Here is a 13,729-nt window from a genome sequence, read left to right on the forward strand (position 1 = left end):
TTTTGGAGGGCATACTATTGCTTTTGGAAGTATAGTTACAAAGGTGAAAGTATCTGAAAATTTAAAATTTTATGCTTTAGTTCCGAATTTCGAAATGTCTACTGAGGAGTCAAGAAATTTAGTTCCAGAAATTATGGATAGGCAAAGTGCCGTACAAAATATAGCAGGGGCTTCAATGATAACTAATGCTCTGAGAGTAGGGGATTTAAATTTGCTTATTAATGCTCCGGAAGATACTATTCACGAAAAGAAAAGATTTGCAATAATAGATGAATATGACAAAATAAAGGAAATATTTAAAAATAGTGATTCAAAATTATTTTTGAGTGGTTCTGGGTCAACTATATTATTGGTTGCAAAATTTGACACAGATTTTTCAAATGAATTTGACGAGATGAATAAACTAAAAAATGAATGGAAGATTTTTAATTGTAAAGTAGATAATGAAGGAGCTACCATTTATGGAAGTATTTAAAAACAAAAGAAGTGCGATATTTATATCGTTATTTTGTATGTTTTTATGGGGTTCAGCCATTCCTATGATAAAAATGCAATATGAAATTTTATCTATTGAGCGGGGAGATATAGGTTCGAGACTTTTAGTAGCAGGATTAAGATTTTTTGTTGCAGGGATTATAACAATATTCTATTTTAAAATTTTTAATAGAGATTATAGAGTTGATTTTAAAAGTTTAAATTATAAACTTTTAATAAAGGTAGCTCTTTTACAGATAACTCTTCACTACCTTTTTTACTATACAGGTTTATTTTATACCACGGGGGTTAAAGCATCAGTTATACAGTCGTTTAATGCTTTCATAATCGTTTTGTTTTCAGCTGTATTAATTAAAGGGGATAGACTTACAAAGAGAAAATTGATAGCTTTAATTATTGGAACAATTGGGATTATATTTATCAATTTGGGAGGAGATATGAGTGCATCTTTCTCATTGCTCGGAGATGGTTCAATAATAATGGCTATAACATTAAATGGACTTGCAACAGTTCTTGTAAAAAAAGAAGGAAATAGTGTTAGCCCATTTATAATTTCGGCATTTCAATTTTGTATAGGATGTATACCTCTTATAATTATAGGCGTCATATTAAAACAAACCATTTGGACTGTTAATTTTAAGGCAATATTACTGATAATGTATGGAGGATTTATATCAGCAACGGCATTTACACTCTGGTATATGGTTTTGAAAAATCAATCTACAGGAGAGTTTGGCATATATAAATTGTTTGTGCCAATTTTTGGCTCAATATTATCTGTAGTTATTTTAGGAGAAGCATTTAGTGCAAGACTTTTAATTGGATTTACAATGGTAATAATATGAACTTTAGTGTTAAATAACAAAATATGAAAAATATTATATAAATCAAAAGCTCTCACTTATATGTTAGTGAGAGTTTTTAGTTAATTTTTTATATTTAGTAGAAAAGATTCCATAACTGTGGCTAAATTTTGAGTGTGTACGGTACCATCTACTTCATACATATTCCCGGAACTTTTTAGGAATAGTTTTGGGTTGACTTTTTCTAAAATATTTTTTAAATCTATATTTAAGTTTTTAGAACGAACTACATAGAACTTTGAAACATCACCTATTGGGAAACCTAATATGGAAATATAGTCTGGCACATTGGAAATTTCTTTTGCGCTTCGAATTATTTCTTGAATGTTTTTGTTTCTAAAAACTTTATAAATAAAGTGTATTCCGTCAACATCTGTTGCAAATTTTGTGAGATTAAAGGCTTTTTCTGATAATTTATTTTTTATAGAATTGTCTTTTGATATCCCATTCACTTTTTCAATTAAATTTATGACTTCAGCAGTTTGTTCGACAACTTCTTCTCCTAATTTTTCAGATATTATATCTTTATTTTCATGAATTTCTATTATATCTCTATACTCTTTAGAAGTTTCAGAGTTGTTTTTGGATGAATGCAAATTTGAAGTTTCTATTTCAAAAGTATCATCTAATATAACTTCTTTTTGATTATTTTCATCTATAAAGTTATAGGAATTATCTAAAGTGTTTAATTCTAAGTTAGATTCTATTTTAATAGTTCCGTTAGTTTTACTAAATTTTAATTCTTTTACTTTTTTTAATATTTCAGATTGATTTACATTTAGTATACTTTGTAGATTATCAATTATTTTTGATTTTTCAAAATAATCATTAATTGCTCTTTTACCACTGATTATGTGTAAGGATATTTTACCATCTTTTTTAGAAGCTGATTTTATTTTTAATAGACCAAGTTCTCCTACTCTTTCGCATACCGGTCCGACTGAATCAATACTACCATATCCACGAATCATCAAAATATTACCTGTATTATTGGTTGTTAGGTTACTTAAAATTAGATGATTTGCTATGGATTCAATTTGTTCTATTTGCATAAAGCTTATATCGTTTGAGTCGATTAGTACTTGATTGTCTACAGAATTTATGTAATAGTTCTCAACTTTTAAACTTGTAGCTTTATTAATTATAATTCTGACTATGGCATTTGCTGTGATTTGCTGAATCAAGTCAAGTCTGTTGGTATAGTCAATTTCAAATTTTAAATTGTTTGAATTTGTTTTAAAATAAATTTTATTGGAAATTTCTTTTGATTCTGGTTTTTCGTCATTGACCTTGAATTTATCTCCAACTATGTTTTCAGTGCCAAAAAACACATTTGTACTCTTTGGTAGGGCGTATTTAACACCATTGATTTCTTCTATACTTTCAATTTCTGAAGTATGAACTTTTTCATAAGCTAATTTAATATATCTTTCTTCCATAATTACCTCTTTCCATACTATTTTATCATAGATTATTGTAAAATATAATTAAGATTTAAAAATGAGGTGTAGTATGGAAATTGGATTCTTAGGCATTTTATTCGGATATTTTTTACCAATGTCAAAATATGTAATAGGTATTTCAATTTTAATATTATTATTTGACATTTTAAAGAATTTAAACAAATTAAGTAAGTACATTTTTATATTTATTTTGTTTTATATGGTTGTGGGATTTAATGTTAAGACATCTGAGGTATCTTTTCCTAAAAATATTTCCACAAAGGGAGTAGTAGTTGATGATTATGCAAATGATGAGCTTAAATATGTAGTAAAGATTTCAAATAGAAAAAATATAATTTTATATGCAAAACAAAATTTTAAAATAGGTGATGTAATAGAGTTCTCGGGGAAGGTTAATAAACCCGTAGGAAAGATGAACTCTACAGATTTTGATTATAAGGCATACTTGCTCAGTAAAAATATAAAGGCAAATGTATTTTCCAAGGGTGAAAAATTAATTGGCGAAAATAAAATTTTAGGATTTAGAGAAAAATTTAAGTCTCATGTAAATAATAGTTTTTATGGAATTTCAGAAAAACATGGAGAATTTTTAAAGTCTGTAATTTTATCTGATTCGAATTATATTGATGAACAAAATTTAGCAGTTTATAGAAATTTGGGAATAATGCATTTAATTGCCATGTCAGGTTTTCATATAGGAATAGTTCTCGGTGCGTTAGAAATTGTATTTAAGTCTATTAAAATTCCAAAAGTCATAAGAAGAGTGGCCGCTATTGTTTTGACTTTCATATATATTTGGTTAGTTGGTATGCCGGTAGCTGCATTGAGGGCTTTTGTAATGGCGAGTTGTCAATTGTTAGCTTTTTTAATGAAGAAGAAGTACAGCGCTTTAAGTAGTTTGAAATTAAGTGCCCTAATAATATTGGCTTTAAATCCATATAATATAGTTTCGAGTTCGTTTTGGATGAGTTATATGGCAGTTTTGGGAATTTTATTATTCTATAAGAGATATGATTATATTTTTAAAAGAAATTTTATAACGAAGTCATTTGGAGTTTCGGTTGGTGTTTTTGTTGCATTAGCTCCGGTAATGACGTATTTTTTCTATGAAATAAATTTTTTATCAATAGTATCAAATGTAGTCTTAGTGCCAATTTATTCTATTGCTATAATTTTAGCTTTTGTCAATGTATTTACGCCTCTTGGGATTTTGGTGAAGCCATCTATTGAAGTTTTATTGATGTTTACGGACTTCATGTCTAATTTAATAGAATTAAGTTTAAAGATTTCTGTTCCAAAACCAAGTTTGGCATACATATTTATTTTATATTTAGGACTGTTATTTATAGTAAAGGATGTAAGATTTAAAAAATATGAACTCAATAAATTTGCATTTGTATCAATAGTTTGTCTCTTAATTTTTTTAGGAGCGAAGTCTGTAATAGAAAGTAACGCATTGGAGATAAATGCCATATATGTGGGGCAAGGGGATTGCACACATATGAGCTATAAGGGGAAAAATTATATAATAGATACAGGTGGTTCTCGTGGCAATTTTAGACCAGGGAAAATTTATCTATTAAATTATCTAAAGGGCAAGGGAATTAATAAAATTGATAAATTATTTATATCACATTTTGACGAGGACCATGTAGATGGTGTACTTGACCTAATTGGAAATATAAAGATTAAAAATTCATATGTTCCGTATTTAGCTGATAATAAGTATGTAAGAGCACTGAAGAAAAATAGTGATTTACATATATTTACCAAGGATAGTTACTTGAAAACCAACGGTTTAAAATTTGAAAGTTTAAATGATTATTCACCATATAGAGAAGAAAATGAAAATTCAATGGTAATGCTTATGAATTTTAAGGGATTTAGAGCTTTGTTTACGGGAGATTCAAATTGTCTAAAAGAATTTGATAGAGATGTAGATTTTTTAAAAGTAGCTCATCATGGCTCGAAAAATTCTACATCAGAAATATTTTTGAATTCGACAAGGCCTAAATTTGCAACAATATCTGCGGGTATAGATAATTCTTACGGACATCCTCATATAGAAATTCTTAAGATGTTAAATTCAATTGAGACAAATTATAAAGTAACGGCAAGTGTAGGAGAAATAAATTTTTATATAGGCAGAGAAATTAAGTTTAAAGGATTTTTAGAAAAAAATAATTATATGTATGAAGTATTAGCGATTGTAATAGATTTAATTATAATTATATTATTCTTAAAGAAAAATGAAAAAGTGTTGAGGGAGAATTATGATTTATCAAGAACTTTATAATACTGAAATAAATGGAGCATACTTATTCTATGGAAGCGAACAACTAATGATGGATAGGATAGTAAATGAGATAATTGAAAGCCAAACTTCGGAAAATTTTAGAAATTTTAATTTACAGTATGTAGATGGAAAGAATTTAGAAGTTAGTTCATTGATTTCAGCAGTTGAGACTTTACCTGTATTTGACTCTAAAAAAATTGTAATTGTGAAAAATTTTAATGATTTTATAAAAAACATACAGGATGAGATTATTGAAGTGTTGAAGAATATGAGTGAATATTCAATACTTATATTTTTAGATTATGAAGATGAAGTTTTAAAAACAACTAAGTTTTATAAATATTTTTCTAAGTTGAAGAGAAATGTTGAGTTTCCTAAACTAAGAGAAAATGAATTCAGAAAATTTTTAAGTGAATATATTTTTGAAAGAGGATTTAAAATATCTCCTGCGGATGTGAGTTATTTGGCACAGAAATCTGGCTATAGCTCCAAAAATTTAAATGTAGTTTTATATGATGTTAAAAATGAAGTTGACAAAATACTTGCCACTGCAAAAAACGAAGTCAACAGAAAGATGATAGATGAAGTTTATATTTCTAATATCGATACGAATATTTTTAATTTTTTAGATGCGATGATGACTAAAAACATTTCGGCAATTCTGTTGGAACTAAATAATTTATACCAAGTGGGAGAGCCGATACAAAAGATTTTTTATATGGTTGCAAGGCAATTTAGGTTGTTGTTGTCATACAAAAATTTGAAGGAACAAGGATATCAAGATATGAAAATTATGGAGCAATTAAAAATTAAACAGTATGAATTTTCAAAGTTAAAAGTTGCTTCAAATAAATTTGAAAAGGATAAGTTAAAAGAAATTTATACTTCGTTGTTGGAATATGACCACACTATAAAAACGAGAACAGTAGACGAGAGAGCATTATTTGAAAGTTTATTGGTAAAAATATCTATATAAAATAAAAAACCCAGGAATTTCCTGGGTTAATCTATCTGATTTAATAAATTATTTTGCAGAGTTTAATTTTTTAGCAAGTTTAGATATTTTTCTTGATGCATTGTTCTTATGAAAAACATTCTTAGAAACAGCTCTCTTAAGTTTCTTATCAGTAAGTTTTAAAAGTTCTCTTGCTTCTTCAACTTTTCCGCCATCAATAGCTGATTCAAACTTTTTAATATAATTTTTAATTTCAGTTTTAACAGATTTATTACGTGCTGCATTTCTTTTTGCAACGTCTATTCTTTTTATTGCTGATTTTATATTTGCCATGAAATTCACCTCCACACTCAATTTGCGCTCTTATTATTTTAACATTATTATCTTGTAATTGCAAGATTTAATTACAAGTAATCCTTGTAAAGTCTAATTCTACCACATTTGAAATATCTTTTCCAATAGTTGTGAGCTGTATTTTTCCATCATTTAAAGTGATTAATTTATTGTCTATATTTTTTGTAATCACTGATTTATATTCTTTTTCAAAGTCAATATTAAATTTAAGATTTATTTCTTTTATATTTATTCCTTCATTAAGTCTTAAACCCAACATAGTATATTCATTTAATCTCTCTATCTTATTTAATTTTTCAAATACGTAGCTATAATTTTGATTTAAATAATTTTTCAAAGATGTTACATTTGAATACCTTATACTAGATATATTTGATTGAGCCGAACAACCTAATCCTATGTAGTCTTTTAATTTCCAATATCTCAAGTTGTGTTTACATTCAAAACCTCTTTTTGAAAAATTGGAAATCTCATATTGGTTTAAATGATTTAAACTGAACGTATCGACAATTTTTCTGTACATTTTTCTTTCTAATATTTCATCAGGGAATTGGTAAGAGTACATATTATTATAAAGTGGCGTTCCCTCTTCAAGAATTAGAGAATAGTATGAGACATGAGGAATATCATATCTTTTTACAATTTCAAGTGACTTATTTATATCCTTAATAGTTTGGTTGGGAAGTGCCAACATTAAATCTATATTAAAGTTTTTAATTCCATTTTTTTGAATAGATTCTATAGCATTATAGATTTGTTCAGGAGAATGGATTCTGCCAATAGTCTTTAAAATTTTTTCGTTGAAGCTTTGAGCTCCCATAGAAATTCTATTTATTCCACTTTCAACATAAATCTTTATTGCTTCATCGGTGAGCGAGTTTGGGTTACTCTCGGCAGTGATTTCACAATCGTCCGATAGTTTACATATAGATTTTAGATACTCCATAAAAATTTTTATAAGTTTTGGATTTATTGCGCTTGGAGTTCCGCCGCCGACAAAAATTGATTTAACTTCTTTAGAAGATAGATATTTTTTATAATGTGATAGTTCACAGATTAATGAGTCAATGTATTTTTCGTGAGCTTCTGCCGATGAAACTTGCGAGTAAAAATCACAGTAAAGACATTTTTGTTCACAAAAAGGTATGTGTATATAAATTGAAACATCATCTGAACCATGGGTGTTTAAAAAGTCCCAAAACTTTTGGGACTTAAAATCTAAAGTATTCATCACTTTTCCTCGTCATATTTTAGGACAGCTAAGAATGCTTCTTGAGGGACTTCAACATCTCCAACCATTCTCATACGCTTTTTACCTTCTTTTTGCTTTTCAAGAAGTTTTCTCTTTCTTGAGATATCTCCACCATAGCACTTAGAAAGTACATCTTTACGAAGAGCTCTTATTGTTTCACGAGCAATTACCTTATTTCCTATAGCAGCTTGAATAGGGACAGCAAATTGGTGTCTAGGGATTACTTCAGTAAGCTTTTCACAAATTTTTCTTCCTTTATTGTAAGCTGTAGATTCGTGGACTATTATTGAGAAAGCATCTACAAGGTTAGAGTTTATTAAAATATCAAGTTTAACTAAATTACTTTCTTTATATCCTGTCAATTCATAGTCGTATGAAGCATATCCTCTAGTCTTTGACTTAAGGGCATCAAAGAAGTCATATATTACTTCGTTTAATGGTAAGTCATATTTTATAAGAGCACGAGTTTCTTCAAGATAGGTCATATCTATAAAGATACCACGTCTATTTTGACATAGGTCCATAACAGCACCAACATAGTCAGTAGGAGTCATAATTTCTGCTCTTACAATTGGTTCTTTAATAGAGGAAATTTCAGTAACAGGAGGAAGATTAGTTGGGTTTTGTATATCCAAATGTTCTCCGCTAGTAGTTTCTACTTTATATATTACTGATGGAGAAGTAGTTACGATATTTAAGTCGAATTCTCTTTCCAATCTCTCTTGAATTATTTCCATGTGCAGTAGACCTAAGAATCCGCATCTAAAACCAAAGCCGAGAGCAACTGAAGTCTCAGCTTCAAAATCAAGAGCAGCATCATTTACTTGAAGTTTTTCAAGAGCATCTCTTATTTCAGTGTACTCTTCGCCTTCTCCGGGATAAATACCACAGTATACCATAGGAACTACTTTTTTATACCCGGGGAAAGGAGTTTCGGCTGGTTTGTTTTTGTGAGTGATAGTATCTCCAACTGTTGCTTCTTTAACATTTTTAATACTTGCTGTTATATAACCTACATCTCCAGCTTGAAGAGAGTTTAGAGCAATATGTGAAGAAGTTACCACACCAACTTCCACAACTTCAAATGTTTTATCAGTGGACATCATCTTTATTTCATCACCGGGTTTTACTGAGCCATCATGTACTCTCACATAACAGACAACCCCTTTGTATGAATCATAATAAGAGTCGAAGATTAAAGCTTTTAAAGGCTTGTCCTCAGAACCTTGTGGAGCAGGAATGTCTTCAATTATCTTTTTGAAAACTTGGTCTATTCCAATTCCTTTTTTAGCAGAAACAAGGGGCGCATTTTCGGTATCAATACCTATAATATCTTCAATTTCTTTTTTTACTTCATCAATTCTTGCGCTTGGCAAATCTATTTTATTTATAACAGGTACAAGTTCTAGGTTTTGGTCCAATGCAAGATATACATTTGCCAAAGTTTGAGCCTCAACTCCTTGACTTGCATCCACAACTACAATAGCTCCTTCGCAAGCAGCCAAAGACCTTGAAACTTCATAATTGAAATCCACATGGCCGGGAGTATCTATTAAATTGAATATATATTCTTCGTTGTTTTCATCTTTATATATAAGTCTAACAGCTTTTAACTTAATAGTTATCCCTCTTTCACGTTCAAGGTCCATTGAGTCTAAAACTTGAGCCTCCATTTCTCTTGAAGTGAGCATTCCCGTCATCTCTATAAGTCTATCTGCCAAAGTTGATTTTCCATGGTCAATGTGTGCGATTATGGAAAAGTTTCTAATATTTTTTTGTCTAGACAAATTTAACCTCCAATTGTGCCAAAATCACTAAATGGCCAAAATCTAAATTTAACGATGCCTTTTATATCATCTTTTTTAACTGGACCAAAAAATCTTGAATCCAAACTCTTACCAGGGTTTCTGTTATCACCCATTACAAAAAATTCTCCATCTCCAAGAGTCCATGAAGATTGGTCATATATTTCTGTATAAACACCTGAGTCAATGTAAGTTTCTTCAAGTTTATTTCCATTTACATAAACAACACCATCTTTAACTTTGACAGTGTCTCCCGGTTTACCGATTAGTCTTTTGATATATTCTTTCCCTTTTTCATCAGGAGCATTTATTATTACTATATCTGACCTTTCAGGGTCTTTGAAATGTAATGGAAGTATCATGGCGATAAGTCTATCATTTTCATGAAGAGTTGGTTGCATAGATTCACCAATAACCATATTGGAACTAAAAATAAAAGTTTTAATAAGTAAAGCAAGTATTATCGCAAATGCAAAAGTACTTATGTAACTTAAAAACATGTTTTCTTTTTTTTCATTTTTCATTTTATAAACTCCTTTTATTCGCTATTTAAAGCATTTATAGCATTAAAATATTTTACCATATATTATTAAATTTTAAAATCAGAACCGTATTAAACAACTATTAGAACCTTTATTTTATTAAAATAGACAATTTATAAAAAGAAAGAAAAAAATTTTTTAAAATCTATTGACATTCTTTGACTAAAGGCTTAATATTTAATCATAAGCTTTAGCACTCATTTTATTCGAGTGCTAACAAAAGGGTGATGATATGGAATCGAGAAAGGTAGAAATTTTAAATGCGATTGTAAATTCCTATATAAATTCTCCGAGTCCGGTTGGTTCTAGGACTATATCAAAAGATTTTAACTTAGGTGTAAGTTCTGCAACTATAAGAAATGAAATGGCGGATTTAGAAGATTTAGGATATTTAAATAAGCCACACACCTCAGCTGGAAGAATTCCATCTGCTAAAGCTTATAGATTTTTTGTGGATGAGCTAAGAAAAAACTTAGATGATGATTTTGAAGTAGGAGATAAATTATTAGATTTGATGCTTGACAGAGCAGAAAATTTAAATGATGTATTTAAAAATGCAGCTAAAATTTTATCTGAGAAATCAAATTATATTTCTTATGTTATAGCTTTAAAAAAAGCTGATTCAAAGATAAGACTTGTACAGTTAGTATTAATAGATTCGTTCACAATACTACTTTTAGTGGTAGGAGATAAGGGGGTTGTTGAAAAACATTTCTTTAAATCTGATATTAAAATAGATGAAGAAGAATTAGCTGATATAAATTCTTTACTTAATGAGAATTTAGTTGGTATAAATTTGTTGGAAGTTGATAGTTTAGATATAACAGTATCGGGAACTTTAACAAAATGGACAGCTTTTATAACTGAAGTCATACGAACCATAGCTGAATTCAATAAGGATTCCAATAAGATAGATTTCTTTTATGATGGAATAAAGAACGTGTTCAATTTCCAAGATGAAATAAATAAGAGTCAAGTTATAGACATAATGAATTTAATGGAAAGCAGTCATTTAGCTAATACATTAAATGATTTTGAAGAAGATTTAACCATTGTAATAGGTAATGAAAATGAAATAGACATAATAAAAGAAAATTCAATAATTGTGTCATCATTTTATGATAGAAAAAGAGAAATAATAGGTAAAATTGGAATCTTGGGACCTATCAGAATGGATTATAGGACTCAAATTCAAAATGTTAAATTGACAAGCAATAACTTGAAATTAGCTATAGATAAGATGTTGAGGTGAGATGGTGAACGATAAAGATTTAGAAAATACAGAAGAAAATTTAGAAACTGAAGGAAATGAAGAAGTAGTTACAGAAGAATCTATAGTTGAAAAGGAGATTTCTGAAGAAAATATTGAAGAACAACAATCAGAAAGAGAAACTCAATTAAAAGAGCAACTTATAAGATTGCAAGCAGATTTTACAAATTATAGGAGAAGATCTGAAAATGAAAAGAAAGATTATCTTTCTCTGGGTGCTCAAAAGGTTATTTTGGATTTGCTTGGTGTTATAGATAATTTTGAAAGAGCTTTATCTCAAGTTTCAGAAAAAAATAGTTTTTCTGAAGGAGTGGAGCTCATACATGGACAATTGATTGAGTTAATCAAGAAATATGATGTAGAAGAAATAAGTGAAACAAATATAAAATTCGATCCTAATATGCACCATGGAGTGCTTGTCGAAGAAAGAGAAGGCTTTGAAGAAGGCATTGTAATAGAAGTTTTACAAAAAGGATATAAGATAAATGATAAAGTGCTTAGACCAGCAATGGTTAAGGTTTCACAATAACTAGGAGGAAATTAAATGGGAAAAATTATAGGAATTGATTTAGGAACAACAAACTCAGCAGTAGCAGTTATGGAAGGTAGTGAGTCAGTTATTATTCCGAATATTGAAGGTAACAGAACTACACCATCTGTTGTAGCTTTTACAAAAGATGGAGAAAGATTAGTTGGAGAAACAGCTAAACGTCAAGCAATTACAAACCCTGACAGAACAATTCAATCTATTAAGAGACATATGGGAACTGACTACAAAGTTTCAATAGATGGAAAAGATTATACACCTCAAGAAATTTCAGCTATGATTTTACAAAAGTTAAAATCAGATGCAGAAAGTTATTTAGGAGAAAAAATTACTGAAGCTGTAATTACAGTTCCGGCATACTTCACAGATGCTCAAAGACAAGCTACAAAAGATGCAGGTAAGATAGCCGGTCTTGAAGTTAAGAGAATAGTTAACGAACCTACAGCAGCAGCTTTAGCTTATGGCGAAGATAAAGATGAAGATTCACAGACAGTAATGGTATATGACCTTGGTGGTGGTACATTTGACGTATCTATTCTGGAATTATCTGATGGAGTATTTGAAGTACACGCTACAAGAGGGAACAACAAACTTGGTGGAGATGATTTCGATGCTAAGATTATAGATTTTATAGCAGCTTCATTCCAAAAAGAACATGGAGTAGATTTAAAAGCTGATAAGATGAGCCTTCAAAGATTGAAAGAAGCAGCTGAAAAAGCTAAGAAAGAACTTTCATCTACTATGTCAACAAATATTAACCTACCATTTATAACTGCAACAGCAGAAGGCCCTCTACACTTGAATATGGACTTGACAAGAGCAAGATTCGATGAATTGACTAAAGATTTAGTAAAAGCTACAGAACAGCCAGTTTTGGATGCTATGAAAGATGCAGGGATGAGTCCATCTGACATAGATAAAATACTTTTAGTAGGTGGCTCTACAAGAATTCCGGCAGTTCAAAGCTTTATAAAAAATCTAATTGGGAAAGATCCTCAAAGAGATATCAACCCAGATGAATGTGTTGCCTTAGGTGCAGCAATCCAAGGTGGAGTTCTTTCAGGAGATGTTAAAGACCTTCTATTATTAGATGTAACACCTCTATCTCTAGGGATTGAAACAATGGGTGGAGTTACGACAAGATTGATTGAAAGAAATACAACAATTCCTACAAAGAAGAGTCAAACATTTACTACAGCTTCTGACAACCAAACATCAGTAGATATTCATGTACTGCAAGGTGAAAGACAAATGGCTGGAGACAATGTAACTCTTGGAAGATTCCAATTAGATGGTATTGCACCAGCAAGACGTGGGATACCTCAAATTGAAGTAACGTTTGATATAGACGCAAATGGAATTGTAAATGTTTCAGCGAAAGATCTTGGAACAGGTAAAGAACAACATATTACAATTACATCATCTACAAACTTATCAGATGAAGAAATTGAAAAGAAAGTAAAAGAAGCTGAAATGTATGCTCAAGATGATGCTAAAAAGAAAGAGTTAATAGAAGCTAAGAACACTGCAGATTCAATGATTTATCAATCTGAGTCAACTTTAGAAGAAGTTAAAGATAAGATAAAACCAGAAGATAAAGAAAATATAGAAAAAGCAATTGAAGAATTGAAATCAGTTAAAGATTCTGAAAATCTAGATGAAATAAAAGCTAAGACTGAATCTCTTACAAAAGCTTTCTATGCAGTATCTGAAGAAATCTATAAAAATGCAAATCCTGAAGCAGGACAATCTGATGCACAAAAAGAAGATGTTGTAGATGCCGACTATGAAGTTGTGGATGAAGATGAAGAATAATTAATATCTTAAAGCTAAATCATACACGATTTAGCTTTATTTTTTTTGTTAAAAAGGTTAGAATATTATTTT

Annotated in this window: 11 protein-coding genes and 1 pseudogene; 7 read left to right on the forward strand and 5 right to left on the reverse strand. The window is 29.6% G+C overall.

Annotation, left to right across the window (positions count from 1 at the left end; all coding sequences use genetic code 11):
* Both SOR77_RS09150 and SOR77_RS09155 read left to right on the forward strand, forming a co-directional pair.
* A pseudogene (locus SOR77_RS09150) lies at window positions 1-475 on the forward strand (hypothetical protein); the annotation flags it as partial.
* A complete protein-coding gene (locus SOR77_RS09155; RefSeq protein ID WP_320636799.1) occupies window positions 462-1,340 on the forward strand; it encodes a DMT family transporter in 879 nt (292 codons plus the stop codon). The pseudogene SOR77_RS09150 and the gene SOR77_RS09155, both read left to right, overlap by 14 nt.
* 80 nt (window positions 1,341-1,420) lie before the next feature.
* Here SOR77_RS09155 and SOR77_RS09160 read toward each other — a convergent pair whose 3' ends face one another.
* Window positions 1,421-2,797 carry a hypothetical protein gene (locus tag SOR77_RS09160; RefSeq protein WP_320636800.1) on the reverse strand — a complete coding sequence of 459 codons (1,377 nt, stop codon included), beginning with the start codon at window positions 2,795-2,797 and terminating at the stop codon, window positions 1,421-1,423.
* Window positions 2,798-2,870: 73 nt separating this feature from the next.
* Between SOR77_RS09160 and SOR77_RS09165 the strand changes: the two genes are divergently transcribed.
* A complete protein-coding gene (locus SOR77_RS09165) occupies window positions 2,871-5,117 on the forward strand; it encodes a DNA internalization-related competence protein ComEC/Rec2 (protein ID WP_320636801.1) in 2,247 nt (748 codons plus the stop codon).
* Window positions 5,095-6,093: a DNA polymerase III subunit delta gene (holA, locus tag SOR77_RS09170; protein WP_320636802.1), complete on the forward strand. Its 999-nt coding sequence runs from the start codon at window positions 5,095-5,097 to the stop codon at window positions 6,091-6,093. Before SOR77_RS09165 ends, holA begins: the two co-directional genes overlap by 23 nt.
* A 48-nt stretch (window positions 6,094-6,141) precedes the next feature.
* On the opposite strand, the gene rpsT is transcribed toward holA, so the two are convergent.
* The 4 genes from rpsT to lepB all read right to left on the reverse strand — a co-directional run bounded on the left by rpsT (window position 6,142) and on the right by lepB (window position 10,007).
* Window positions 6,142-6,405: a 30S ribosomal protein S20 gene (gene rpsT / locus SOR77_RS09175; protein WP_320636803.1), complete on the reverse strand. Its 264-nt coding sequence runs from the start codon at window positions 6,403-6,405 to the stop codon at window positions 6,142-6,144.
* A 67-nt stretch (window positions 6,406-6,472) separates the two neighbouring features.
* On the reverse strand, window positions 6,473-7,657 hold the full coding sequence (hemW, locus tag SOR77_RS09180) for a radical SAM family heme chaperone HemW (protein ID WP_320636804.1): 1,185 nt from the start codon (window positions 7,655-7,657) through the stop codon (window positions 6,473-6,475).
* A complete protein-coding gene (gene lepA / locus SOR77_RS09185; RefSeq protein WP_320636805.1) occupies window positions 7,657-9,465 on the reverse strand; it encodes a translation elongation factor 4 in 1,809 nt (602 codons plus the stop codon). Before lepA ends, hemW begins: the two co-directional genes overlap by 1 nt.
* A 2-nt stretch (window positions 9,466-9,467) precedes the next feature.
* Window positions 9,468-10,007: a signal peptidase I gene (gene lepB, locus SOR77_RS09190; protein WP_320636806.1), complete on the reverse strand. Its 540-nt coding sequence runs from the start codon at window positions 10,005-10,007 to the stop codon at window positions 9,468-9,470.
* 250 nt (window positions 10,008-10,257) lie between these two features.
* On the opposite strand from lepB, the gene hrcA reads away from it, so the two are divergent.
* Genes hrcA through dnaK form a run of 3 tightly spaced genes read left to right on the forward strand, consistent with a single transcriptional unit; the run spans window position 10,258 to window position 13,657 of the window.
* Window positions 10,258-11,277, forward strand: a complete 1,020-nt coding sequence (gene hrcA / locus SOR77_RS09195) for a heat-inducible transcriptional repressor HrcA (protein WP_320636807.1) — start codon at window positions 10,258-10,260, stop codon at window positions 11,275-11,277.
* 1 nt (window position 11,278) lies between these two features.
* Window positions 11,279-11,824 (forward strand): nucleotide exchange factor GrpE, encoded by a 546-nt coding sequence (gene grpE, locus SOR77_RS09200; RefSeq protein ID WP_320636808.1) that lies wholly within the window; start codon window positions 11,279-11,281, stop codon window positions 11,822-11,824.
* A gap of 15 nt (window positions 11,825-11,839) precedes the next feature.
* Window positions 11,840-13,657, forward strand: a complete 1,818-nt coding sequence (gene dnaK, locus SOR77_RS09205; RefSeq protein ID WP_320636809.1) for a molecular chaperone DnaK — start codon at window positions 11,840-11,842, stop codon at window positions 13,655-13,657.
* The last annotated feature ends 72 nt before the right edge of the window (window positions 13,658-13,729 follow it).

This window comes from Peptoniphilus sp. (assembly GCF_034090345.1).
Taxonomy (GTDB): domain Bacteria; phylum Bacillota; class Clostridia; order Tissierellales; family Peptoniphilaceae; genus Peptoniphilus.